This window comes from Bacillus sp. RO1 (assembly GCF_012524115.1).
Classification (GTDB): Bacteria; Bacillota; Bacilli; order Bacillales; family Bacillaceae_I; genus Sutcliffiella_A.
On record NZ_JAAZWB010000087.1, the window covers coordinates 27593 to 53191 of the forward strand.

A 25599-nucleotide genomic window follows, 5' to 3' on the forward strand; every position below is an offset into this window, starting at 1 on the left:
AAATGATTTATCCGTTGTAAAAGGGGATTTATCCATTGTAAAAAATTTATATCCATCGTAAAAGTCATTTATCCATTGTAAAACTAATATATCCATTTTAGCCTACTTAACAAAAAACAAAGCTCCCCAAAACGGGAGCTTTGTCACAGAATCCTTCATCCCCCTCTGTCCTTTCAGCCAGGTCACTACCGTATCCCTTCCTCCTCTGCCTCCAACAGCATCTCCGCCACAAGCCACCTCAATGTCTCCTGAAAAACTGTCTGATCCTCAGCAGGAGTCAATGGGACAAGACTGATACTCTTTCCGTCCAGTTCTTCCACTTCGATGCCACCGTGCTTTTCTGGATAGAACACAAGCACCTGATGAACAGGTCGATACTTCTGCCAACGCTTTTTCCCGTAAATATAGGGAGACCTCACATTATCGGCATAACTCGTCAGCTGTCTCATTGAATCTGTCAGCGCATGGCGCTTGCGATACTTCATGTCCATCATAATGGTGCCGATATAAACTTCCTGTAAGAACAAATCCATCCGCACATCCGGGTTATTATTCGTACCGGTGGTGTAGACAGGGACCGTCCATTTATCCGTTGCTTCCGGATTGCTCGGGATGGTTCCGTCATAGGTAATATGCAGAGAAATATCACCAAACCTATATTGAATCATATTATCCTTTGCGAGAGGCTCACTAGTTATCTTGAGGCCTCCAAGTTCACCATGCTCTCCAGTGGTCCCAGCGCCAAAAACATCCACCACCTGCAGCCAACCCCAAATCTCATATAACTGGTCGGTCCGTTTCCACTGCTGGCCAAGCCCAGTATGAACCGGAATCTCCTCTCCCTGAAGAGCTTGATCAATTTGATATAGCTTTCGGTATCGAACATCCACAAACATCACCATTGGAACCGAAAGTGCCTTTTTATAAGACACCTCTCGATACCAGTGACTGGATTTCACAAGATTTAACGCACCACTCATTCGCATCGCTTTTCCGCGATATTCTTTCAATTCCTCCACTAGGCGACGCTTCCTCTCCAATGGAAGGGATATGGAGAACGAGTAATCCTTTCGACTTGATAACCCTTTAATGGTCGTGTCCATACATGCTACAAATTCATGCAATAATTGATTCCACTTTTCTAAAATAGATTTTAACATCTGATTTTCCGGCAGGTCATAATTTATCCGCTTTTGCACCGATTTCACCAAGTTCATCGTGTCAGGCCGCTTCAGCCGATGCTGAATGGACACAACGTCCACATGCGCCGGCATCTCAGCAGGTTGCATCTGGTATTCCTTCGCAACTGATGACCTCACCCTTTGCGCAAGATCGGAAACAATTGCATAGATATCTGTAAAATAATGCTGCAACATTTGATACTGCCGAAACAACTTCGGATCAATCCGGAGTGCCGTTAAACTTTTCGGACTATGCTGTTTGCGAATGACGTCTAGTGCAACACCCTTTAGCTTCTCCTCCACTTCAGAGCGCATCGTTGCAAGCTGATCGTCAAAAAGTCTGTTAGATATGACCTTTACTAGCGTGTAGAACGTCCTCCCATCCGACGTTTCCACCCTCAAGCTGTACAGGCCGGGAATATAAGGATAATAATTGTCTGATGTGGAATGCCTGAAAAGTGTCACCATTCCATCGCAGCCAAGATAATTCTCCTCTGACTCCTGATCAACCAGCAACCTATCATCCCCGAGCCCATCAAATCCGTCCATATAACATCTTGCACCTGAGTCTTGACATCGAAAACGAAGCTCAAGATTGACGTTCTCTCTTATCTCCGTGTAAACATGTACGGCTTCATCCCAGTCAGAAAGGTGCTCTACAAAGCTTTGAACCTCCGTATCCTCCCGAGATCCATTTTGAAAAACATGTGTGAAAATAACCGAAAAAGGCTGCGTGCTACATGGTGTATCCATTATATTTCAGCTCTTTCGCTTTTTGTTTAATGACATTTCTGCTCTCCTTGAAGATGGAAATATTCGAGTAGCGGTCAAATAACCGAATGATTAAACTGCCTTCTACGGTATCCTTTTCACGGTTATATCGACCAAGCAAGTCTCGAAGCTGATCTTCGGACCCCCTCACTTTTGTCAAAACACGTTGGACAACTTGGAGGTCAAAAGCATCCTCTCGTAAAATATATTCCTGCGCCGGAAGATTGCCCAAATACTGATCAATCTGCTTTACAATCCGCGGCCCCACCCCGACTTGCTTGTTCACACTCTGCATCAACTGATGTACTTCCCATAACAATCCCAGTTCATCATCATGAAGACTTAAGCCTCTATTTTTATATTGAAAAGATTCAAACGTATCATAATCCACTTCATCTGCCCGTGCGACCATCCCTTTTTTCTTTTCCGGAAGCTGTTTCATCTCGGTGAATGGCATCACATCTAACGACAGGACATTCGCACGATCTAATACTTTATCTGAAAAATGATAGGTAGACTCATCCATATTGACCGTGCCGACAAACAGAACGTTTTCACGAATAACGATGGTCGGTGGGTATTGCGCGGAATTGTACAATCTGCTCTCCAAATCATCGTTATATAACCTGAGCACACGCTTCCCATGATCCATCTCCAAAATCGATAAGAACTGGGAGAAATAATGCTCCACTCTTGCCAAGTTCATCTCATCAAAACAGATGATATACAGTTTATCCTTGTCATCTTCCGCCTTACGAAGCGCATTGATCAGCCCCGAATCCCCAGGACGATACACCATGTTCAGCGTATCCGCATAGCCGATTAAATCTGAATCCGATGTCCAAGACGGGCTTACTGGAATGACAGTAAGCTGCTCTCCTTTTAAACCAAGTGACTGGCTATACAATTCCACCAATTTTGTCTTGCCAGTTCCACTCATTCCTGACAAAATGACAAGAGAAGACGACTTCATGGAAGTGTGAAAATTAATTAGATTCTCTTTCCGATAAATGAGTCCCGCATCCTGCGTGTGGCTAAATAGAAGCTCCAAAAACTCCTGCTCCTTCTCATTTCCTTTTGGGACAGGTACGCTATTTTCGCTTGTCGGCTTTTCCATAACCGAAACGGCAACCTCCTGCCTGCCGCTTTGAATTTCAGGTGAGGTTTGTTTGTCTAAAGAGGAAACTGCCACCTCTAGAGGGAGGGTCTCTCGGTCAGAGGAATCTGCCACCTGCACCGCATCTTGTTCTTCTAAAAGATGCAGTAACTTTTGAAAGAGCCCAATTGGTACAAATGCAACATGCGGGCTCTCATCCGTTATGTAGAACTCATCCAGCCATTCCTCCTCCAAGGTAAGCCTCTTCAACTCATCGCGCAATTCAAAGTTGAATCCACCATGTGCATACTGATGTTTTTCCAATACTCCATAAACGGTAAACTGCTCGTCTTCTTCCGTTTCTTCTCTCCACAATACAATCGGCGGTGTGTCGTTCGCCTCATGCGACACTTCCGTAATACGGCCGACGAACTTCTTCTCCACAAGCCTTGAGATAAATACATCCTGCTCCATCCCATTTACTTTTTTGCTGAAAATAGGAACAGGAATTAACTTTAAATCCTTTTCATAGCTTGGAAGCTTAGGCATCACCCGTACCCCGAACATGTTATACACTTCTTCATGATTGTAACGAATGCGTTTTTCCACCTTGAAAATTAACAGCCGATCATCAAGCCATTCTCGTAACTTTTCTTTTCGGATAAATTCCGGCTGCGTATAATCATCCTCAAATCCCCATTTTTCCAAATCAGAATAGAATCCTGTCACCGCTTTGACATTCGGAAAGCTTTCGGCAGGCTGTGAAATGATCCGGACAAAAAACTGGAGACTGTCCTGCTTATTTATTAGTATCGAGTCCCTGTAGAGCAACTCGCTCTGATCGACATCTGCCAGCACACCAACTAAGTCATTTTCCCAAACCTTATTCATCGCTCTCAACCTTTCTCTATATAACGTTTCATTGTCGGAAAATCGCTAAATTCTTTTATACTTTTATGCACCGTTCGTTTTATTTTCCGTCTCATCTGGGGCGGCACAAGATATGTCATCATCCAAACCTCATCACATTTTTCAAGCAAATCCGATTCTAAGGCATCCGCAACATCCTTCAGCTCCAACACTCGAAAAGTATGTTTTGCTGAATTTTCTGTCAATTTATTTTTAGGATCTCCCACCAAGACGATTTTCTTTTGATCCGTTGTGGCAGGTGGTTTTTCTTCTGTTCTAGCTGTCGTTGTTGCGGCCACCTCTTGTTGTTGATGAAGCAACATCGCGTTCAAGTGAGAAATTTCTCCCTTCAACTTTGCCACTTCCTCCTTTAACGCTTCATTTTCCTCGGCGGTTTTCTTGTTGTTTTCCACCGTCTCCCTGTGCTGCGCTCGTTCGGTTCCAAGTTCCTGCTGCAGTTTAAGCTTTTCGCTCAGCGCTGATTGTTTCTCTTCCTTAGATTGCTGTTTCAACTGCGAGTACTTTTTTTCCCACTCACCGATTTTCGCACGCAAATCTCTGTTCTTATCTTCGGATTTATTCCATTTTTTCTCCCACTCGACTGTGGAGGTGGAATCTACCTTCTCAGGTGAAACTTTCTCTTCCTTTGTTTCCTGTCTATTTAAAAGACAACTTAACTCATCTACCTCATATTTTTCTATCAACGTCTCTTCAAACTCGAATGCAAGCTTTTCAAACTTCTCCTCTTCACTTGCATATAAGCCCCCAAGAATCAGATGAAGCTCTTTGCCTTCTTCATATAGCTCTATTAATGCATCTAACGTAATTTCGTCCCCTTTGTCTGCAGGTTCATCTGTATCATCATCGTTTATCGTGTAATATGCTTTTATCATTTTTAAATTTCGCGGTTTCAGGGCTTCTGCGATAACCATCGCCCTTGCGTGTTTTATATTTTCCTGATTTATTTGACGGAAGCCTTTTACTTGGATTGACCAAAAGTCCACTAGTTCCACCAATTCCACATCCGGAATCGTACTAAATACCTTTTTCCATGTTTCCCTGCTCAATTGCATGACCCCCTCTTATTTCTTGTCGATTCCCTATTTTCTTTGATACTCTATTAAGTAATGACACTTCTAATTTTACATGAACACGCACGTTTTTGTAAGGTTTTGAAAATTTAAACATAGAACTATCTTCCTAGAGAGATCTTTTCTTCTAAAAGATTGTTGCTATTCTCTAGTAAAAAGTCGGCAGTTGGACTTTTTACTGCTTACGTACTATAGAAATAGCAAGTAGTATGCTTCATATGACAGCCAAAAGAGCCCGACAGTAATTCATATATCGGCAAATTTAACATGCATTACAAAAACAGCCCCATAGAGAGGTGATTGGTCATGAGTCTTTTTAATAAAATTAAAGAAATTCCTGCAACACCAGGCGTTTACCTAATGAAAGACTCTGCCGGCCAAGTCATCTATGTAGGAAAATCAAAACGTCTACGTCAACGCGTACAGTCCTATTTCAGAGAATCTGCTACCCACACCAATAAAGTCCGAAAACTTGTCAAGCATATCCATGATCTAGAGATAATCGAGACAGACACAGAATTTGATGCACTACTGCTCGAATGGCAGCTCATCCAAGAAATCCGCCCACAATACAACCGGCAAATGAAAACACCAGAGGCCTTCCTCTATCTAACCATCCGAAAAGTCGGCAAGCTCTATCGTCTCCGTCCATCCACCCAGCCCTTGCGTGGCGGCGATGGCTGGAGCTTTGGGCCATATACAAGCAGGAAAACAGTGAGTTTTGCAATACGGGGGTTGAAAGATGTATACCGATTAGATTGTTCTAATCCCGCCATCAACGGTTCTCCCTGCCTAAACTATTCCCTTGGCCTTTGCCGTGGCATTTGTCTCGGTGGCAAAGCGGTCGGAGAATACAATGCCATCGTGGAAGAGCTCATACACTTGCTTAATGGGGAAAGTATGGAGTTGCTGGAAGACATTCAGCGGGAGATGAGGCAGCTTGCAGCCAACTTGGATTTTGAGCGTGCAGCCAGATACCGCAACTGCATTCAATCCCTGCAGGCCCTATTGCAAAAAGAAGATGTGATGGATTTTACGGAAGGAAATCACCTAATGCTGGTGGCAGAAAGACTAGATGAAAACAGGGTAAAATGCTTTGTGATCAGGAGGACGGATGTGTTGTTTAGTGAGGTTTATGGCGGTGAGAACGGAGTGGACGAGAAGGTACGTAGAGATATCTCCGCTAGGCTTTCACGTGAACTGGCGGATATCGGACCTGCTGCAGAGCGTGGGGTAAGCCGGTTTGAAATTGATAAGGCGCAGATTATCTACAGTTATTTACGCAGTGGGAAATGTAAGTATAAAATGGTCGCTCGGGAGGATTTTGATGCGTTGGAAACGATGATTTTCGAGATATTTTCAGAGGAATAGTAGGGAATTCACTCTTGCCAACCAATTTTTGAGTGGAATGGTGGTTTTCTTTGTGTTATTTCAGGTACAAACTTGAGTTGGTGCCAAAAGTGGACAAGTTCGTGCCGAAATCACCCGAGTTCGTGCCAAAACGGGGCAAGTTGATGCCAAAATCACCCGAGTTCGTGCCAAACCAACTAAACTAGTAAACTACAACTCGAATTCACCCCCCCTACAAAATAAAAGAAGCATGCAAAAGAGACCCCATCCTCCGCATGCTTCCACTAATCTCACACACTTACTAACCTACTCCTCAAACTAATATTTACAAACGAATAGGCACTGGAAAACTCCTCAAAACCTACCGCAACCTCCAGCTTGTGTTTATCATGATTCCACACAAAGTTACTCAAGCCCTTAATTCGGTTATAGAACCCTTCCACCTGCTCTTCTGTCAACAGTTCAAACCCGTGAACGAGACGGCTTTTATTCCGTAGGATAATCATATTATTCATATCCGCAAGGCCGATATCGCGAATCAATGGCTCTTGCAATGCCCTTAGCAAAATCATTCCGCTCATAAGGGTTATTTTGTTAGGAAAATAATGCAGCGGACGGTAATTCGAAAATACCTGCTCCCCCAACACATTATAGTCTTTCAACAATTGTTGCTGATCGAGATGACTGAAGCTTGCGTTGGCCGTGTAAATACCATGTTTCAACAACAACCTCTGAACCGTCATCTCCAAACACCTATACGTCAAAAGGGCCGTAATATCGTGTTTGTTATTGGATTTGTAATGCTTCGTCATCTCAAACAAATAAGCGTATAGATGCCAATAAAGCTCGTCATTGCTCAGTTTCTCACGGTCCGAGCGGTCGTGTAATGTCATCAGCGGCTCAATCGCTTTCAGCTGCTTTCGCAAATCAAAGGTCGGCACCTCGGATAACTCCATCCGCTCCGCCCATTCCACCGCTTTCCTTATGTACTCATGTGCCTGATCAAAACGCATCGATTCCAGATGAGCATAGCCAACAGCCAGATTTTCAAGCACCTCATACTTACGAGGATTGATCACTCGCTCCTTAATCGCCTTAAAAATTTCTGCCGCCGCTTCGAAATCCTCACTGTTGAACTTAGCAATCCCACGCTTATATTCATTCTGTCCAAACACCACAAGCGGATCCTGGAGAATCATCGGCTCCTCTTTACCAAGATACCCGCTATTAGAATCCTCTTTATGGATATAAAGCAGGTCTATCCCTAGATGATTTGCCGTCAGCGTGCAGCCGGTCACCATACTTTTCGTACCATCTGTAATATCAATCGCAACACTATTAAGCTGGTTTTCTTGCATAATTCTATTCTTTTCAATGAACTTGTTAATCATCTCATAAACATCTGTGCCATTCGTTTTCCGTATGACTTCATGATCGCACTGGGTATGAATCAGCTCAGCCCTTTTACAAATTTCATCCACATACTGCTCCGTATCCTCCGAGCACAGGAAGAACATTCGCTTAGGGTTCAACGCCTTAATCCATAATACCAGTGGCTCGATGTTATAGCCGACAGTCATAATCAGGTAGTCGTACTCCTGTATTTCTTGGTTTGCCTGTTTTTCGGCAACCTTTTTCTTAAAGTCGTAACAGACGCTATCAAACAAGTGTTGGAAGTAATATTCCCTGGCTACTTCTTTATTTTGGCGGAGTTTTTCATAGTACGTTTCAAGGTATTGTTTCAACATAATTCCTCCCCTTTAGTTTTATGTACTCTTCTTTTTCACGACCATATAAACCCCTGCTAACCCAGCCCCCATAAGAAAGCCACAAACAATATAGAGTTTTATCATTACATTTATATGAATCCCAGAAAATATCATCTCCGTTGTAGGAAACTCCGGTAAAATAAATCCCGAGAAAAAGCCTCCCACAGCAAATAAAGCTATATGAATAATTGTCTTTTTTAGTTTCAAATAACGGATTAAAAGGACGGTAACAAAATAAACCATCCCACCAACCACTATGACAAACACTAAAATGAAAAAATAAAAGATGAAAAACGTAGCACCAGATAACTCGTTTAAGCTTTGATAGCTAGTAGCGCTCATCTTTGGGAGGATGGGATAAACTAGATGCAGCAATAGATTTAAGATGAATGCTATTGCCAAAAACCCGTATATGTATAAATGATAGTTTCCCTCGTTATGTGGATCCTCTGTCATCTTGTCCCCCTTTCGCATTAACCAGTTTCATTACTTCCTTATTAAACTCCTCGTCAGTAAGCTCTCCAAAGAGGTTGCGGCGAACCAATTCTGTGTGTTGCTCATTAATTTGAAAACCAGAAGCCTCCATGCTTGCTTTGGCTGACCTTAACGCTTTTTCTAAACGTTTTTGCATGTGTAACCTCCTTTTCTTGTGGAACGAGGTGATCTCAGCACATTCATCATAAACATTTATACCGATTCTATAGTTTTATAATCCATTTTTTAGCCAAATGGTGTTCGGCACAAACTCGAGTTCGTGCCGAAATCACCCGAATTCATGTCAAACGAGCAATCACGCAAATGAGCCCTGTTTTAGCTTGCGTTTAACGCCAACTCATACACCAAAAAGCGCTCATTCGCATTTTTCTCAATTTCATCAAGCTGGACCTCTAGCTTAAGAGTAAACAACGAGTGATTTTCCAAGAAGAACACAAAATCAGGAGCCGGATAGTAAAGTACAATCTCTATAGGCCGATTATGTTGTTCTATGGAGAAGAGAATATTACCCACCACTTTCCTGAAAATATCTATGGTGAACGGGTTAAAAAAATAGAACACATTGGCCGTTTCCGGTATTTTATACTCTTCGGCCAAGCACTTTTCAAACATTATCCTCTGTCTTCCCTTACCTTTATACACGTTTAAATTCTTCATACAAGTCTCGTAAAATGTCTCATTCATTTCAATTCCGGTTACCCTAGGTCCAAACCGATGTGCCAAATAAAAATTCAACCTGCCTTTTCCACAACCAAAGTCAACCACGTGATGACAGGAATCTACCAAGTATGTTTCAAACAGCCGGTCAAGCGCTTCATAGGGAGTCGGCTCATAGCGATGATAGGTAAAAGAGCGGTGAATACCCATCTGTATATCAGTCGTTTCGATGTTAAGTTTCTGATCATAGCTTTTTGTAGAACTTGGCATTTCCATTTCCCCTTGTTTTAATTTATGCTTATCTCGAATTACTTTATTAGTTGAAAATGCTCCATATATATATCAGGTTTAAAGTAATGATCCATTTTCTTAATCCATTCTTTAAATAAGTCAGATCCCACAAACCCCTTCATATGGTCCTCAAGAGTTTCCCATTCCACTTGCACCATATACTTTCCTTCTGTCTCGATGCATTTATGTAAAGTGTGGGCGATATAGCCTTTTGAGAAAGCAATCGTTTCTTCAGCTACTACCGCAAAATCTTTTACAAATCCAGCTTCCATTCCTTCATTTATATTAAAAAATGCTACTTCCGTTATCATAGTTGTATCTTCCTCTCTTTAGTAAAATTTCTCCAATATCCATTATGCGTGAAAATTGTTAGAATTAAAAACTAGACACGTAGTTTTATTAGCCAAATATTCATTTTATTGTCCACTTTCGTGATTTATTAGCCAATTTTCAACTTTATTGTCCACTTTCGTGATTTATTAGCCAATTTCCCCATATAAATGCCATTCGACACAAACACACATCAATTGACACGCACCTTAGCCCACAAACACAAAAAAATCCGCCCCCACCCAAAAGGTGGAAGCGGACCTCCCTCAAAAAAACTTAATTATTCCCCACCAATTCCGTCTTCACCTTACGCTCACTAGCTCCAGTCAGTTCGCCAATTGCCTCAGGCTCCACTTCTGCCTCTGGATCCTCCGCCTGTGTCGCTCTCTTAATAAAGAAAGACAACACGAGCGCAACCACCGCAATAAACGTCGAAACGAAAAAGGCAAAATTGATTCCTTCTAGCATTCCTTGCATCATGACCTGCTGCTGCATTCCTGCAATCGCCTCTGTTGACGGGTTCGCACCCAAAGCAGCCATTGCATCTCCTGACAGCTCGCGACCAACGCTTTCCGCCCTCGTTGACATCAACGTTACTAACAGCGCCGTTCCAATCGCACCCGACACTTGCTGTAACGTGTTATTCATGGCGGTACCATGTGGATAGAATCGTGTTGGCAGCTGGTTCAATCCGTTCGTGGAAACCGGCATAAACACCATCGACATACCAAACATTCGAACGGTATATAAAATCAACAGTTGCGTGTAGGTCGTTTCAAAAGTCAACTGACTAAAGAAATACGTCGTCACAACGGTAATGGATAAACCAGTTATGGCAAGTGCGCGGCCGCCGTATTTATCAAACAACTTTCCTGTGACCGGCGACATCAAAGCCATTACAATTGCACCCGGCAGCATCAATAAACCTGCATCCAATGGCGAAATTCCGCGGATCGTCTGCACATAAATAGGTAATAAAATCATCCCTGAGAACATCGCCATCGTAATAACCATTGAAATAGCTGATGATAAAGCGAACATCGGGTATCTGTAGATTCGGAAGTTCAGCATCGGCTTTTCTTTTCCAAGCTGTCGTAAAATGAACCAAACTAACGATAACGTACCAATTGCAATGGTTCCGTAAACGAGTGGACTATCCCATCCCTTCGATCCAGCAGAACTGAAACCATACAATAATCCACCAAAACCTATACTCGATAAGACAACGGAAACCTGATCCAAGCGGATATCCTGCTTTTCTTTTCTATCCTTCAATAAAAATACACCTAATAACAAGACCGCAAACGCAATCGGAGAAACGAAGTGGAAAAGCATTCTCCAATCGTAATGTTCAATTAACCAACCGGAGAGCGTTGGTCCGATGGCAGGAGCCCCCATCATAATTAGTCCGAACACACCCATAGCGGTTCCGCGCTTTTCGATTGGGAAGCTGACTAGCATCACATTCATCAATAGTGGCATTAAAATGGCCGACCCGGAGGCTTGCATCATTCTGCCTGCTAGAAGAACCCCAAACACCGGTGCAAAACCGGCCATCACTGTCCCAACGGCAAAGAGACCCATTGCAACAATAAATAAATTCCGTACAGAATACTTTTGGATTAAGAAAGCTGTGGTCGGGATCAATACCCCATTCACCAGCATGAAGCCAGTAGTCAGCCATTGAACCGTGGACGGTCCCACTTGAAGCTCTGCCATTATGGACGGCAGGGCAATATTTAATAAGGTATTATTTAAAAAAGCAATAAATGCGCCAATCATTAAAATAGCCAAAATTCCATATGGCGGACGATTTATCGTTGTGTTTGGTGCTGCTTGCTGCATTGTTTCTCCTCCATTTATACTAACAGTACATTTTTATACTACTATTTCATCTAAACCAATTTTATACCATCGGTTCAAATTTATCAATCTTGAAAACTTTGTTAATTTACTATTTGTATAAAGGTTCTATTTCGTGTACTATTATTTTTGTACCACCAGTCTACTTTAGTTAGGTGATAAAATGAAGGATCGCAAATTGCATGTTCTCACATGTGCTCATAAACTTTTTATTGAAAAAGGCTTTCAAGCGACTTCCATCCAGGACATTCTGGATGAAAGCGGGATTGCAAAAGGAACCTTGTACAATTATTTTTCTTCTAAAAACGAACTGTTAATTGCACTGTTCAAAACGTTATATAAAAGTATGGAAAAAGAACGGGACGACCTATTAATTGGACAGGATCCGTCTGATATAAACATCTTTATCAAACAGTTTGAACTACAAATGGAAACAAACCGGGCAAACAAACTAATTTCTTTATTTGAAGAAGTCATCTTTATTAACGATTCCGAGTTAAAGGATTTCATCCAGAAAAGTCAACTAAGGATGTTGAGGTGGGTGCATCAACGCTTCTTGGAGATATTCGGAGAGGAAAAGCGTGAATACTTATGGGATTGTGCCATTATGTACCTCGGAATACTGAATCATGGCATCAGATACTACACGATGACCCATGATAAGAAACTGGACATCCATAGAGTTGTGCAATATAGTGTCAATCGCTTGGTGAAGATAGTGGAGGATGTAGCAGACTCAGGTGAGGTTTTGGTAGATGCAGAATCGATGGCACGCTGGGTACCGAATGAAGGGGATAAGGAGTTACCACTTCCTCATGCTATAGCCCATATGGTAACTGAATTGAAAAAAAGTCTTTCCGGTGGGCCTGATTATGGGCGGAAGGTAGAGCTTTTGGACTTTATTCAAGATGAGTTAAGCGGTAAAAACCGCACTGCTCCTAGACGATTCCTTGTAGAGAGTGCAATGGATAGCTTAAGCAAGGACGAGACCTTTGCCTCTAACGCTGGCCAGGAATGGTTGAAGCTTCAAGAGCTAGTGGAAAGGTCAATTAAATCGGATGACGGTGACTGTTCGTAAAGCAGCTTTGCGGCATAATAGTATAGAAATAAGATATATGGAAGACAGGCGGGAATTGGATGTAAAAACTCTAACTCTCGCTTGTCTTCTTTTATGCCATGAAGACCATTACAACCACTATTCCCACCTAAAAATGTCTTCATCCCTTCCCATCCTTCGATACCCCTCATCTTTTATAAACCGTTGAAACTTTAGCACATTAACGTGCAGCGGGTCAGACCCCTCTTTAACGCATTAACGCACAGCGGGTCAAACCCCCTTTTAACCTCCACCTTCCTCAAAACCCCAACTCACCACCCCTCCTTTAGTACTTATGAAACATTCCAGGGCAAATTTTTGAGCGTTTTTCTGTATTTCTTGGCTTGCAAATGATTCTCTAGACCTACTTAAAACACCATTTGTCAACACACTCATACAGCCCTTACAATTCAATTAACCTCGCATCACGATTCATCACCCACATTACTACTCTTCAAAGATTAGCATCTAGAATCTTGTAACAAATTGTCACACAAAACACACTAGGAGGTGAATTCCCTAGCAATTCTACTCTACCAAACCATCAACTTCTATGAATTACATAACCTATCAAACAATCATTAGACAGGAGAATGCAAATGCGAAAGCCAACATTAAAAACACTCTTTATAGCAATCATCGCCGTTTTCATGCTTGCCACATCCCTTTTTCAACCTCAGGCACTTGGAGCAGTTACCAAATCTACATCTGAAAACGAACCAACCATCATCAACGATCCACTAGGAACAGGTGACTCAAAAATCACATTGATAACCGGTGATATTGTTCACGTAACCGCCCTGCCAACTGGACAAAGTGTCATTAACGTAGAACCTGCTGAGAATAATGATGATGGATTTCGCGTCATCACAGCTGGAGAAGATACGTATGTTTACCCGAACGCCGTTATGCCTTACTTGGCAGAAGGAAAGCTTGACCACAACCTTTTCAACATTACGAAACTAGTAGAATATAAGTTTGACGATAGCAACAGCTCTACTGTTCCTGTCATCGTCGAATACGAGGAAACGAAAGCAAGAGCCGCTTCTACAAAAGCAACACCAAAAGGAGCCAAGAAACAACGTGACCTTAAAAGTATTAATGCTGCTGCTTTAGAAACAAACAAAGAAGAAGCAACAACTTTCTGGAATGATGTGCATTCGAAAAAGACTGACGCATCAAAGCCGGAAACCGCTAAACTGAACTACGCAATCGAAAAGATTTGGCTGGACGCTAAAGTCGAAGCAACCCTTCACCAAAGTGTGCCACAGATTGGAACTCATACAGCGTGGGAGTCTGGCCTTACTGGGGCAGGCATTAAAGTTGCCGTACTTGATACAGGTATTGACCCGACACACCCAGACATCGCTCCTCAACTAGATCAATCAGTAAGTTTTGTACCTGGTGAAGAAGTTCAAGATAAAAACGGACACGGCACACATGTTGCCTCTACTATCCTTGGAACTGGCGCCGCTTCTGACGGACAAAACAAAGGGGTAGCACCAGACGCTAGATTACTAGTCGGAAAAGTACTTAGTGACTCTGGTTCAGGGCTTTCTTCTTGGATTATCGAAGGAATGGAATGGGCCGCTCAAAATGCGGATGTCGTAAACATGAGTCTTGGTAGCCAAGTCGGTAGTGACGGCACGGACCCGATGGCGCAAGCTGTTAACACACTTACAGAAGAACACGGAACGTTATTTGTTATTGCAGCTGGTAATAGCTACGGTGAAGGCACAGTCGGATCTCCTGGTGCTGCAGATGCCGCACTTACAATCGGTGCAGTAGACAAATCAGACAGACTGGCTAGCTTCTCCTCCAAAGGACCAAGACTTGGTGACATGGCGTTAAAGCCTGATGTTTCCGCACCTGGAGTAGGAATCATGGCCGCGCGTTCACAATACGCATCTGGAACAGGTTCTTACACAAGCAAAAACGGTACTTCCATGGCTACACCTCATGTCGCGGGTGCAGTAGCCATCCTTTTACAACAAAACCCTGAAGCGACTCCTCAAGAATTAAAAGAAACAATAATGAATACAGCGAAAAAACTGCCAAACTACCAGCCTTACCATATCGGGACTGGACGTATTGATATTGTGAAAGCTTTAAATACAGACATTAGAGCAACAGGTTCCGTTTCATTTGGTTTCTTCCAATGGCCGCATGACGCGGCAGCACCTGTAGAGAAAACCGTCACTTACACAAATGAAAGTGACCAAGATATCACGCTAGATCTTGCAGCTACTTTTGCAGATCCAAATGGCAATGCCGCTCCAGAAGGCATGCTGACACTCGCTCAATCCACTGTTACTGTTCCAGCTAACGGAACGGCTGACGTACAAGTGACAGTTGATCCTGCATACGGGGAAAACGGTCAACGCTACCAAGGTCACTTAACAGCCAGTGCCAACGGGGAAGAACTGGTACACACGACAATGGCCACAGTCAAAGAAGATGAGCGATACACATTAACACTGAATGCGGCAGACCGTGATGGTTCACCTGCCCTTGCATATGTAGTCTTGTTTACTGAAAACATGCGACCAGAATCGATCGCAGTTCCAGGGACAAGAGAACTTCGCCTGAAAAAAGGTACCTATTCCGTTATGTCCATGATGGACGTGGATGTAAACACAGACCATATGGGAGTTGCTCTTGTAGGGGAGCCGGAAGTGGTACTCGATGGACCGAAGACAGTGGAATTGGATGCTAGAAAAGCAAATAAAATCACTGTGAAAGTCCCTAAGAAAACAGAACCGGTTCATCAGCGTATGGAATATTACCAAACAATGGGCCAAGGAACTGTCCATAGCGTCTATCTGATGCCTGTATGGGTCGATCACCTATATGCCGCACCAACCGAAAAAACAACGCTTGGTGAGTTTGAATTCTTAACGCGCTGGCGTTTGATAAAGCCTTACTTGACCATGGCCTATAATGGTGTGGAGCTTGATGATATTGTGATGCCTGGAAGTACTCTTCTGGAAGGTAAGCATAATTTACAGACAATCTATGCCGGCGAAGGAACACAGGCTGATTATGAAGGCTTAGATGCAAACGGAAAAGCGGTGATTGTGAATCGTAGCAAGACAATCAGTGCATCCGATCAGGCTGCTGCAGCTGTTGCTGCCGGTGCAAAATTATTGATTATCGCCAACTACGAAGATGTAGAATTTAACACTTTTGTTCGTACACCAGATTATAAAGATGTAGCTATTACCGTAGCTGCCATCAGTAAGTCAGAAGGAGAAAAACTAATTAACGCGATTAGTTCTGACAATGTCCAACTTCATGCAGAAGGGACAAAAGACTCTCCTTACGTCTATGACCTGGATTATGTTCATCCAGATTTCATTCCGACAACATTATCGTTTGAACCAAAAAACAACGAGCTTGCCAAAATTGAAACAAACTACAACTCGCATATTGAAACAGATGGTGGAGAATTCCGATTCGACATGAGACCATACACAGTACGTGCTATTGGTTTCCTAAACAAAATTTCTTTCCCTACCACTAGAACAGAATATGTTTCTGCTACAAAGGATACGTACTGGTATCACCAGGCAAACGTGTTAGATGCAAGCTGGGAAATCCGTCAACCTCTAGCAGAATATGAAAAAGGGCAGAACCTTGTGGAAAACTGGTTTTCACCTGTTGTTCGTCCTGCTTTGGGGGTAGGTTACTGGACTCCAAACCGACAAAACAACTATTTGCAATTCAATATTCCAGCGTGGGCAGATGCGGGAATAGGAAACACGGGTGGAAAAGGTTATAGTCACTCTGTACAAAATCAAACAAATAAATTGTACCTAGGTGATAAATTGGTAAAAGAAGGGAAAGGGCAGTCTATCCCAGGCAGCATAATCGCTCCGGAAGAACGTACTCAGTACCGCCTAGTAACAGAAGCAAAACGTGATGCAGAACGCTGGAATACATCCGTTCGCACTCACACGGAATGGACTTTTTGGACGGAAAATCAAGGAACATCCAACACTTTCCTACCATTAAAAACATTGCTTCCATTCCTTACACTGAACTACCAAGTAGAGACAGATGTGAATGGGAATGCACAATTGAATCCACCTACTGAACTTGTCATCTCTGTAGCAAAAGTAGAAGATGCAATTGGTTACGGAGAAGTGGAAGGTGCAACGCTTGAAGTGTCCTTTGATGAGGGAGCAACATGGAAAGAAGTGAAGTTGGATCGAAGTGGCGATACTTTCTCAGCATCCATCACTAATCCGAAAACAGCTACAAGCGTCTCCCTTAAAACATCCGCATGGGATGACAATGGCAACAAGATTACACAAGAAATTATTAAAGCTTACGGCCTTCGTTAACAAAAAAGTGGAGCATGGCACCTACAACGGTACCGTGCTCCACTGCTTTATTTTTAGAAACCACTCACACAAATTGATTATTACGCCTGAACTTATTTATGACAGGACCCGCGAAACGGTTGGCCTTTTCCATGTCATGCTTCTCCATATAATGATCAAAAAGAACGACGGAATAGTGCTCCACCAGTAGCATATATCCCTTTTCTTTGAAATATGGGAATGCTTCCTCTTCAATGTATGCATAATACTTCTCTGATTCGTTTGAAAGGTAGAGATGATGCATCATAAAAATATGACTGAATGTAGAAGAGTTGGAAGATTTCGATATTTCCAACCCTTGTTTCACTAACGATAACAGTTCTTCCTTGGAGGTTCGCCCTTCTTTCGTCAAGGCATTTAAATACCCCTCTAAAGAACTTAAATAATTTGGGTGGCTTTTATCTCTTGTATCCATTGATTTTTTATAATATTGACTGGCTTTCTTGTATTCTGCATTTCTTAAATAAAGGTAGGCCACATTATGATATAGCATGGCTTTTTGATGATCGAGGCCATAGTCTTCTGTCATTTCTATTAGTCTATGGTAATCCTTGCTCAAAGTCGGGTGATCTTCGGATTGTTCTAATTGAATGACCATCAGCATCTCTGATTCAATGATACGGGAGAAACTGCGTATTTTAGTGAAATACTGAAGTGCTTTGTTTGCATAAAAAAATGCCAATACTCTCGAGTTGAGTGAGTGGTAGGCAAGAGCCAGATCATAAAAGTACTCTTGATTAGGGTAGTGTTCCAGATTAATCTCTTTCAAACATGCGAGGGCCTCCACGTAATTATTTTTCATGGATAGTTGATAGATCCCTTTAACATGTAAAAGCAAATTTTTTTCATAAGGAGCCAGATCGGACCAGACTGACATTTCTTCAATTAATCCTTCCGTCATCCTCTCCTCCCCAACGTATAAATAGTATTTGGTCAATATTAGGGTATACAAACGATAAAAGTCCTGCATATGTAAAAGGTTGAATCCCTCGAGCTCTCGTTTGATAGATTCCGCTCTCGTTTTTAGCTTTTTTATAATAGCATCCTGCCACTCTTTTAACAGTTGTTCAATTTCCTTATAATAGTTAATCTCGGATTCCATTTGTATTCCCAGACGTTTGCACAAAAATTCAATGGTTTCATCGGAAACCTCCGTCAATCCACGTTCTATCTTGCTAATATGGGTACTGGAACATATCCCTTCTCCCAGATCCTTCTGTTTTAACCCCTGAAATTCACGATAAAATTTAATAATCTTCCCTTCCAGCATGCTGTCATCCCCTGTGATATTCATCTAATTTTTTAATTATCCTACCACAGTTTTTTTACAGGTGACAGACAGCTTCTCCCAATTGAAACAAGTCAGACATATGACTTTAGCGGAACGCAAAAATGAATAATCCTCCCCAATCCGCTAAACGGTTTCTAAATATATATAGATACCTCCGTCGCTTTTTCGTGATTATTGCTTCCAACATAGTGAAGAAACAATAGTTTCCCATAACGTTTCATCAGTGATACATGTTTCATAGAATAAAATTGCGGAAGAGCGACTTCTTCCATGAAGGAGTAATACGTCTCATAGTTTTCTTCCACGCGAAATTTTAATAATTTAAATAAGGTAATATGCAAAGTGTTCCTGCATTCTTTCGCTTTGTTTGTACCTTCCTTGATGAGTCGCTGGAGAACTCGCTTTTTGGCAAGATTTCCTTCCATACAACTATCTACAAAGTTATATAATCTAACCAAATAGCTATTAGAATTTTCGTCCGCAAGTGACAGCGCTTCTTCAAAGTGAGATTTGGCCTCTTCAAACATTCCTCTATTATAATATTCAAAGCCTAAATTATTCAGTAACAGGCCTTTATTTTCCTCCAACCCGTATTGGTCACAATTGCTGATCAATTGCCTATATCGCCCTACTAAATACTGAAAATCGCTAGACAAATCGCCACTCAACTGTAACAGCATTAATGTTTCAGCCCTGTTCGCTTGCATATAATTGTTCGTTTCCTGAAAATGCTTTAAAGCCTTATCTACATAAATGAAAGACATAACTTTCGAATTAACCTTAAAGTAAGCTGTCCCTAAGTGAAAATAATACTCTTTATTTCCATACTCCTTGATATTTATTTGGTTAAGAACACTTATTGCTTTCTGATGGTCTTCAATGTTAAAAGAAGACAAATAATATAATCCTTTAACATGAAGATATAAATGATAATCAAATGGCAACATACCTGGGACATCTTTTTCAATTCTTTCTATGATGTCATATGCAAGCTCGCATTCGTTTCGGAGCAGATGATATCTTGCATTTAATAGCTCATAGCGCGTTGCATACTTAGATGCATAGACAATCGTAGACTCTTCAAGCCTTTCTTTCAAAAGCTCAATTTTCTTTTCCCTTCGCAATATGATAGCATTATGCCAATCTCGCAGGAGGTTTTTAACCTGTTTAAGATAGGCCAACTCATTCTGTATATCAATATTCAACCTCTCAGAAAATAAAGCAATAATCTCTCTGGAATAAGTTGTTTTCTCTCTCTCAATCTTACTCACGTGAGTTGTCGTACAAATCCCTTCTCCTAATTGAGACTGTGTTAGTCCAGCTCGTTCCCGATAATACCTGATAATTTCCCCCACTAGCATATTTATGTCCCCTTTTGGCAGCAAGTAGCTAATATTGTTGTATTTAATAAAATTAAAGAAAACTAACGAAATCCCTCTTGGGGTTATTTTTCGGGAAATAAGTCCTGAAAACGACAATATTTTAGCTGATTTTCTACTACATAATGTCGGAGTAGTTCAAGCAATAGGAGAAAAGTAGGAAGTTTTGGATAGAAAGTTGGGGGAATTACGGAAATCAACAGCGGTGTTTATCAAATTCTACACAAATAGACTCCGGGAACCCATTTTACAGATTCCCGGAGTCTTTTAAAGTTCCTGCGCAACAACATACTTCCTCAGTGTCTGTTGTAGCGTACCATGCGTTTCTGCATACTGATGGAACGTCACTCCCATGCTGACCATCTTCCTGACAAGTTCTGCACGCAAACCAGTGAGGACCGCTTTGCACCCCATCATCGAAACGCCAGTCAGGATATCTTCAAATTTTGAAATGACATTCTCGTCCATAGTGGTGACGCCAGAGAGGTCTATAACAAGTGTCTGCAACTTCAAGTTGGAAATCTCCATTAGAACCTTCTCTTCAATGATGCGAATTCGATAGTCATCCACATTTCCAATCAAAGGCAACACAGCAACCGTTGCACTTACAGGGATAATAGGAACAGATAAATGCTCAACCAATTTCCTTTGCGAACTGATCAGCTCATCCTTATAATGCGAATAGCTCAAGAAGAAACTATTTAGAAAATAGTCTATATTATTATTGATTTTCTTCTCCATTTCAAAGAAGTCTTCTTGCGTAAGATATTCTCCTCTTTCATCAATAAATCTATTGATGAATTTCCATAGAGTTCTTCTGATAGCCTGAACCCATTCAAGCTTAAATGATAAAGTAAGGGAGTGCGAATGCTTCGCCCATGCAATCCCTTCTTGTTCAGCGAAGGCAATAACTTCCGTCTCTTTTTGCTCCACCACTCGTTGAATCAAGGTTTGAGCATTTTTAAGAAGATCGATATTTCCCTTTTGCAAAATATCATTAATTTTCGATGCGACATTCACAGCCTCTGACAGTAGAGTAGCCTCGAACTCATCCTTATGGTCCTTTAGAAAACTGGTAACTTCTCCATTGCTGACAAATTTCACAGTCATTTAATGATCTCCTTTATAGATATTTATTACTTCCTATTTCTATAAAGAAAAACGTAATCCTCTTTTATTCGACAAAAAAACAAGGAAGTACGGCAACTTCCCGACTCCCTCAAACATCACCGTTTTGCTTTTCCCACACCTTGATAAATTTCCGGTATAGAAGTCCGATATAGAAGCAAGAAAGAATACCAACACCGCAACCCAGAAAATAAGACCTAGCTGGTACGTAAAGCCTAACAGCTCTTCATCAGAAATGTGTGTTTACACCTCTTTTTCTTAGGCGCATATACTAAGTAACTAATACTTGTAGGAGGTTACAACATGTTTTATCCCTACTTTTACCGTCAGACACCTGATACCTACGGTGCAAAAGGTGCCCATAATGCCGCATCATTAACTCTTCCTGATATACTTACTTATGCGCTACAAGACGAATATCTCGCTCAAGCACGCTACAATAGAATCTTTGGAACTTATGGATATATAAGGACATTCGCAAAGATACAAGAGGCTGAACTGCGCCACATCAGTGCCCTGTTACCGTTATTCCAACAGTATCAAGTTCCTGTACCGCAAGACATCTCTCCACAATTCGTCACCACACCGCCAACGATAAAAGAAGCCTATGCAGCTGGTGTGGAAGGTGAAATCGAAAATATTGGCATGTATGAAAAATTTCTCGCATTAGACATTCCAAATGATTTGCGAGTCGTGTTTACCAGATTACGAGATGCTTCTGTCAATCACTTGGCTGCATTCGAGAGAGGACTAGCGAGGTAACTATAAAAGGGACAGGAATTATGCTTCCTGCCCCTTGCTTTATCTTAACTCTTTCGTCCACTCTTTCGTCAATTCCTATAGACTAGTCACACCAACTGCTCAGTTTTCTTATTCATATAATTGATGGTTTCTTTTATCCCCGTTTCATATGGAGTCCACTCCATTGTCCCTAGGAACTTCTCTAGTTTTTCTCCTGATAGAATGGTAGGCTCCGTGTTGATATACTGCATTTCCACCGCCTCACGCATTCCCTTTCCAGCAACCAGGGCATAAAGAGCAAACATTGGCTTTGTAATGTAGTAAAGTTGCTTATCACTTCCTAGCTGTCCTTTCACCATTTTTTCAAAGTCGCGCCCAGTAATGGTCGACACGGCAGGGATATTCCAACAGTGCCCATAGGCATCATCTTGTAAAGCTAACTCCACCATCACCCTAGCTCCATCTTTCGTAAAAATAAATTCCCTTTCAATATCGCTCGGGCCGACAAAACCTCCCTTTCTTTTTTTCAGGAGTTGATCCAGAGTAAAGTGCATGTAAGTATTAGTAGCATTCGGCCCATAAAAGTCAGGAAAGTGGCAAATTAAAGACGGAATAGAAGACTGTTGAATCGTTTCTCCCATTACCTTTCGAAGCTTCCCTTTTTTGGTATGAGGTTTTTTCTCCATATTTTCGGTAAGTCGGTTACCACCGCTTTTTCCATAAGCATAAATGTTATCTACCATGGCTAGTTTTGCACCATTCTCTTCCGCTGCATGGATGATATTTTGGGTAATTGGCAACAACTTATCCTTCCATTGTTCATAAGGAAGATTCAGTGCATGAAAAATGACATCAACTCCTTTAGCAGCAAAGTTCAACTCCTCTTTAATTCCTGCATCTCCAGCTACGAGTGTCACTTTTTCTTCACTAGAAAATAACTCCTCGAGTTTCTCTATACCTCTGGCAAAAGCCACCACATCCACCCCGCGACTAACTAGTTCCATTACCAATGCATACCCCATCCCACCTGAAGCCCCTATCACCAATGCTTTTTTCATAAAAATATACCCCCTGTTCATTTTTAACCACTGGTCAATATTTTTTAAAAAATTTTATCCTAAAGATGCTAGGATAAAATTCACATGCGATTCTGCCAAGCCTTTTACTTCTTCATAGTCTTCATCACACCAGCAATAGTGACTAACGAAACCGTGCAAGGAAAGGAAAATAGACCATGCTTGCTGGATGCTGATAGATTTATTGCTAAGTTCTAAAAGTGCCTCTGCAAACTTTTCATACGATTCATTCGGACCTTTATTTACATAGCTTTTAACTTCCTCATCTGAAAGCAAAAACATCATCTCATATTGGCTCTTATGCGTGAGGCCAAATCGTATGAATTCGAGGAGAACTTGCTTTAATTTTGTTTTGTTATCGAGGTCCTGCAGCATCACATTGTCCAGCCATTGATCCAGTTCTTTAAAATCTGATTCAATCATGGCGTAAAAAAGTTCCGCTTTATTTTTAAAATGGTAATAGATAGCACCATGACTATAGCCTAACTCTGCAGCTATCTGCCGCATTGAAACCTGTTGATACCCCTTCTTGCGAAACAACTCCCGTGCTGCATTCATTACCATCATCTGTGTTAATTCATTTGTTACCGCTTTTCTAGGTGTCATTTCCTTACTCATCCTTTTTATTGACCACTGTTTAATTAAAATATAAACCTTTGGATATACTGTTGTCAACTATAAAATTGGTAACATGTTCCTCAATCTGTCACAATGATAGTGGAACTTACTTATCTAATAAACGTACAATCATCAAACAACCCATATTAAAGGAGACACACAATAAATGGAGCAAGCTTCGAATGCTAATTTGAAAAAATTCACCGCCCTTATCATGTCGACCAATATCCCAAAACTCGCACTAACACTAGGATTAGTCGGCAGTCTAATAACCACACTTGTTGGACTAACCATTCCCTTGCTTACCCAGCAACTAGTCGACGGCTTTTCCATGGAATCACTTAGTGTCGGACTTATTGTTGCAATTGCAGCCGTCTTTATTTTACAAGCTGTGATTGACGGACTATCCACCTACTCCCTCGCCTATGTCGGCCAAAGCATCGTTGCCGGCCTTCGCGAGAAAATGTGGTTTAAATTGATCCGCCTGCCTGTCAGTTATTTTGACAAAAAAACAAGTGGCGAATCGGTCAGCCGTGTAGTTAACGACACAGGGATTGTAAAAGATTTGATCTCACAGCACTTCCCGCAGTTCATCACAGGAATTATCACCATTATCGGTGCTGTCATCATCCTCTTCATCATGGACTGGAAAATGACGTTGCTTATGCTGATTTCCGTGCCAGTAACAACGCTGGTCATGATTCCGCTTGGTACGAAAATGGCGAAGATCTCACGTGGCATTCAAGATGAAACGGCCAATTTTACCGGCAGTGTCCAGCAGACTTTAAGTGAGATTCGTCTGATGAAGGCCTCCAATGCGGAAGCGGTAGAAGAGATTAAAGGGAGGTCCGGCATTCGCACGCTACTCACTTTTGGACTTAGAGAAGCTCGTATTTTTGCCGTAATCGGACCGCTTATGTATATGGTCGTCATGCTTGTGATTGTTGTAATTATTGGTTACGGAGGAATTCGGGTAGCTGAAGGCACAATGACAACAGGGGCACTTGTTGCATTCCTACTTTACCTGTTCCAAATTATTTTTCCGATTACATCTTTTACGATGTTTTTTACACAGTTACAAAAGGCTAAAGGTGCGACGGAAAGAATTATTGATATTCTAGAAATTAATGACGAGCCAGGACAAGAGGGGTTGGCGTCGGATATCACCAACCAGCCTGTTTTTGTAAAAGGGGTGTCCTTTGGATATAACGAAGACGAGCCTATCTTGTGCAATGTTTCCTTTGATGTAGAGCCTGGCATGATGGTGGCTTTTGCTGGACCGAGCGGCGGCGGGAAGAGTACGCTTTTCGGTTTGCTTGAACGCTTTTATGAACCAACAGCCGGGGAAATTTTCGTCGGCGCGTTACCTATCCGCTCCTTATCCATGAAAGCATGGCGCCAGCAGATCGGATATGTTTCCCAAGACAGCCCGATGATGGCTGGAACCATCCGAGACAATTTGACGTACGGTTTGGAAAATAAAGAGTCTTTGACGGATGATCGTTTATGGGAAGTTGCCAAGATGGCATATGCCGACCAGTTCATTCAAGAGTTTCCGAAAGGGCTCGATACCGAAGTGGGCGAGCGTGGAGTTATGCTATCTGGTGGACAACGCCAACGAATCGCAATCGCCCGTGCCTTTTTGCGCGACCCAAAGATCTTGATGATGGACGAAGCAACGGCAAGCCTAGACAGTCAGTCAGAAGGAATCGTCCAGCAGGCGTTGACAAGACTGATGGAAGGCCGGACGACATTTGTGATTGCACATCGCCTGTCTACGATTGTGAATGCGGATAAGATCATTTTTATCGAAAAAGGCGAGATTACCGGGATGGGGACTCACCAGGAGTTGGTGGCGTCGCATAAGTTGTATCGCGAGTTTGCGGAGCAACAGCTGACTTAGGTTGGAGATCAGAAAAAAGGTCAAGGATGCTTATTAGTCCTTGACCTTTTCTTATTAAACTGAGACTGCCTCTCTGTTACCGTTTTTCTTGTTTTAATTTCAGTTCGGGCTTTGAGATCGCCTCTCTGTTACCGTTTTTCCTGTTTTAATCTCAGTTCGGGTTCTGAGACCGCCTCTCT

General features: G+C 42.0%; 19 protein-coding genes. 5 read left to right on the forward strand and 14 right to left on the reverse strand.

The window, feature by feature from the left end; translation table 11 throughout:
- Positions 1–185: 185 nt before the first annotated feature.
- From HC179_RS16935 to HC179_RS16945, 3 genes are read right to left on the reverse strand one after another with little or no spacing between them, the layout of a single operon-like run.
- Positions 186–1934 carry a DUF2357 domain-containing protein gene (locus HC179_RS16935; RefSeq protein WP_168865384.1) on the reverse strand — a complete coding sequence of 583 codons (1749 nt, stop codon included), beginning with the start codon at positions 1932–1934 and terminating at the stop codon, positions 186–188.
- Positions 1918–3939: an McrB family protein gene (locus HC179_RS16940; protein WP_168865385.1), complete on the reverse strand. Its 2022-nt coding sequence runs from the start codon at positions 3937–3939 to the stop codon at positions 1918–1920. The genes HC179_RS16935 and HC179_RS16940 overlap by 17 nt, the downstream gene beginning before the upstream one ends.
- A 5-nt stretch (positions 3940–3944) precedes the next feature.
- The gene (locus HC179_RS16945) at positions 3945–5024 is read right to left on the reverse strand and encodes a hypothetical protein (protein WP_168865386.1); all 1080 of its coding nucleotides are present in this window, start codon (positions 5022–5024) and stop codon (positions 3945–3947) included.
- 330 nt (positions 5025–5354) lie between these two features.
- Between HC179_RS16945 and HC179_RS16950 the strand changes: the two genes are divergently transcribed.
- Entirely contained in the window at positions 5355–6419 is a 1065-nt protein-coding gene (locus HC179_RS16950; protein WP_168865387.1) for a GIY-YIG nuclease family protein, read from the forward strand.
- A 269-nt stretch (positions 6420–6688) separates the two neighbouring features.
- Here HC179_RS16950 and HC179_RS16955 read toward each other — a convergent pair whose 3' ends face one another.
- The 6 genes from HC179_RS16955 to HC179_RS16980 form a co-directional block, all read right to left on the reverse strand.
- Positions 6689–8146 (reverse strand): TIGR02710 family CRISPR-associated CARF protein, encoded by a 1458-nt coding sequence (locus HC179_RS16955; protein WP_168865388.1) that lies wholly within the window; start codon positions 8144–8146, stop codon positions 6689–6691.
- A gap of 18 nt (positions 8147–8164) precedes the next feature.
- On the reverse strand, positions 8165–8623 hold the full coding sequence (locus HC179_RS16960) for a hypothetical protein (RefSeq protein ID WP_168865389.1): 459 nt from the start codon (positions 8621–8623) through the stop codon (positions 8165–8167).
- The gene (locus HC179_RS16965) at positions 8604–8798 is read right to left on the reverse strand and encodes a hypothetical protein (protein WP_168865390.1); all 195 of its coding nucleotides are present in this window, start codon (positions 8796–8798) and stop codon (positions 8604–8606) included. The genes HC179_RS16960 and HC179_RS16965 overlap by 20 nt, the downstream gene beginning before the upstream one ends.
- 179 nt (positions 8799–8977) lie before the next feature.
- Positions 8978–9589 carry a methyltransferase gene (locus HC179_RS16970; protein WP_168865391.1) on the reverse strand — a complete coding sequence of 204 codons (612 nt, stop codon included), beginning with the start codon at positions 9587–9589 and terminating at the stop codon, positions 8978–8980.
- 38 nt (positions 9590–9627) lie between these two features.
- Positions 9628–9921 carry an antibiotic biosynthesis monooxygenase family protein gene (locus HC179_RS16975; protein ID WP_168865392.1) on the reverse strand — a complete coding sequence of 98 codons (294 nt, stop codon included), beginning with the start codon at positions 9919–9921 and terminating at the stop codon, positions 9628–9630.
- Positions 9922–10216: 295 nt separating this feature from the next.
- Positions 10217–11785 carry a DHA2 family efflux MFS transporter permease subunit gene (locus HC179_RS16980; RefSeq protein WP_168865393.1) on the reverse strand — a complete coding sequence of 523 codons (1569 nt, stop codon included), beginning with the start codon at positions 11783–11785 and terminating at the stop codon, positions 10217–10219.
- A 181-nt stretch (positions 11786–11966) separates the two neighbouring features.
- Between HC179_RS16980 and HC179_RS16985 the strand changes: the two genes are divergently transcribed.
- Positions 11967–12881, forward strand: a complete 915-nt coding sequence (locus HC179_RS16985) for a TetR/AcrR family transcriptional regulator (RefSeq protein WP_168865394.1) — start codon at positions 11967–11969, stop codon at positions 12879–12881.
- A gap of 617 nt (positions 12882–13498) precedes the next feature.
- Positions 13499–17245 (forward strand): S8 family serine peptidase, encoded by a 3747-nt coding sequence (locus HC179_RS16990; protein WP_168865395.1) that lies wholly within the window; start codon positions 13499–13501, stop codon positions 17243–17245.
- Between the two features lie 64 nt (positions 17246–17309).
- On the opposite strand, the gene HC179_RS16995 is transcribed toward HC179_RS16990, so the two are convergent.
- From HC179_RS16995 to HC179_RS17005, 3 genes are all read right to left on the reverse strand, one after another.
- Entirely contained in the window at positions 17310–18554 is a 1245-nt protein-coding gene (locus HC179_RS16995; RefSeq protein ID WP_168865396.1) for a helix-turn-helix domain-containing protein, read from the reverse strand.
- A 155-nt stretch (positions 18555–18709) separates the two neighbouring features.
- On the reverse strand, positions 18710–19936 hold the full coding sequence (locus tag HC179_RS17000; RefSeq protein WP_168865397.1) for a helix-turn-helix domain-containing protein: 1227 nt from the start codon (positions 19934–19936) through the stop codon (positions 18710–18712).
- Positions 19937–20221: 285 nt separating this feature from the next.
- Positions 20222–21064 carry an STAS domain-containing protein gene (locus HC179_RS17005; RefSeq protein ID WP_168865398.1) on the reverse strand — a complete coding sequence of 281 codons (843 nt, stop codon included), beginning with the start codon at positions 21062–21064 and terminating at the stop codon, positions 20222–20224.
- A 321-nt stretch (positions 21065–21385) separates the two neighbouring features.
- Here HC179_RS17005 and HC179_RS17010 point away from each other — a divergent pair, with 321 nt between their 5' ends.
- Positions 21386–21844 (forward strand): DUF2202 domain-containing protein, encoded by a 459-nt coding sequence (locus HC179_RS17010; RefSeq protein WP_168865399.1) that lies wholly within the window; start codon positions 21386–21388, stop codon positions 21842–21844.
- Between the two features lie 86 nt (positions 21845–21930).
- On the opposite strand, the gene HC179_RS17015 is transcribed toward HC179_RS17010, so the two are convergent.
- Both HC179_RS17015 and HC179_RS17020 read right to left on the reverse strand, forming a co-directional pair.
- On the reverse strand, positions 21931–22881 hold the full coding sequence (locus HC179_RS17015; RefSeq protein WP_168865400.1) for an SDR family NAD(P)-dependent oxidoreductase: 951 nt from the start codon (positions 22879–22881) through the stop codon (positions 21931–21933).
- 54 nt (positions 22882–22935) lie between these two features.
- The gene (locus HC179_RS17020) at positions 22936–23505 is read right to left on the reverse strand and encodes a TetR/AcrR family transcriptional regulator (RefSeq protein WP_168865401.1); all 570 of its coding nucleotides are present in this window, start codon (positions 23503–23505) and stop codon (positions 22936–22938) included.
- A 178-nt stretch (positions 23506–23683) separates the two neighbouring features.
- Between HC179_RS17020 and HC179_RS17025 the strand changes: the two genes are divergently transcribed.
- Entirely contained in the window at positions 23684–25420 is a 1737-nt protein-coding gene (locus HC179_RS17025) for an ABC transporter ATP-binding protein (RefSeq protein ID WP_168865402.1), read from the forward strand.
- Positions 25421–25599 lie beyond the last annotated feature (179 nt).

What these genes read in the sequence shown, in the direction of transcription:
- HC179_RS16935 (WP_168865384.1), bottom strand. Translation starts at nt 1,934, where the DNA reads ATGGATACACCATGTAGCACGCAGCCTTTTTCGGTTATTTTCACACAT.
- HC179_RS16940 (WP_168865385.1), bottom strand. Translation starts at nt 3,939, where the DNA reads ATGAATAAGGTTTGGGAAAATGACTTAGTTGGTGTGCTGGCAGATGTC.
- HC179_RS16950 (WP_168865387.1), top strand. Translation starts at nt 5,355, where the DNA reads ATGAGTCTTTTTAATAAAATTAAAGAAATTCCTGCAACACCAGGCGTT.
- HC179_RS16955 (WP_168865388.1), bottom strand. Translation starts at nt 8,146, where the DNA reads ATGTTGAAACAATACCTTGAAACGTACTATGAAAAACTCCGCCAAAAT.
- HC179_RS16960 (WP_168865389.1), bottom strand. Translation starts at nt 8,623, where the DNA reads ATGACAGAGGATCCACATAACGAGGGAAACTATCATTTATACATATAC.
- HC179_RS16965 (WP_168865390.1), bottom strand. Translation starts at nt 8,798, where the DNA reads ATGCAAAAACGTTTAGAAAAAGCGTTAAGGTCAGCCAAAGCAAGCATG.
- HC179_RS16970 (WP_168865391.1), bottom strand. Translation starts at nt 9,589, where the DNA reads ATGCCAAGTTCTACAAAAAGCTATGATCAGAAACTTAACATCGAAACG.
- HC179_RS16975 (WP_168865392.1), bottom strand. Translation starts at nt 9,921, where the DNA reads ATGATAACGGAAGTAGCATTTTTTAATATAAATGAAGGAATGGAAGCT.
- HC179_RS16980 (WP_168865393.1), bottom strand. Translation starts at nt 11,785, where the DNA reads ATGCAGCAAGCAGCACCAAACACAACGATAAATCGTCCGCCATATGGA.
- HC179_RS16985 (WP_168865394.1), top strand. Translation starts at nt 11,967, where the DNA reads ATGAAGGATCGCAAATTGCATGTTCTCACATGTGCTCATAAACTTTTT.
- HC179_RS16990 (WP_168865395.1), top strand. Translation starts at nt 13,499, where the DNA reads ATGCGAAAGCCAACATTAAAAACACTCTTTATAGCAATCATCGCCGTT.
- HC179_RS16995 (WP_168865396.1), bottom strand. Translation starts at nt 18,554, where the DNA reads ATGCTGGAAGGGAAGATTATTAAATTTTATCGTGAATTTCAGGGGTTA.
- HC179_RS17000 (WP_168865397.1), bottom strand. Translation starts at nt 19,936, where the DNA reads ATGCTAGTGGGGGAAATTATCAGGTATTATCGGGAACGAGCTGGACTA.
- HC179_RS17005 (WP_168865398.1), bottom strand. Translation starts at nt 21,064, where the DNA reads ATGACTGTGAAATTTGTCAGCAATGGAGAAGTTACCAGTTTTCTAAAG.
- HC179_RS17010 (WP_168865399.1), top strand. Translation starts at nt 21,386, where the DNA reads ATGTTTTATCCCTACTTTTACCGTCAGACACCTGATACCTACGGTGCA.
- HC179_RS17015 (WP_168865400.1), bottom strand. Translation starts at nt 22,881, where the DNA reads ATGAAAAAAGCATTGGTGATAGGGGCTTCAGGTGGGATGGGGTATGCA.
- HC179_RS17020 (WP_168865401.1), bottom strand. Translation starts at nt 23,505, where the DNA reads ATGACACCTAGAAAAGCGGTAACAAATGAATTAACACAGATGATGGTA.
- HC179_RS17025 (WP_168865402.1), top strand. Translation starts at nt 23,684, where the DNA reads ATGGAGCAAGCTTCGAATGCTAATTTGAAAAAATTCACCGCCCTTATC.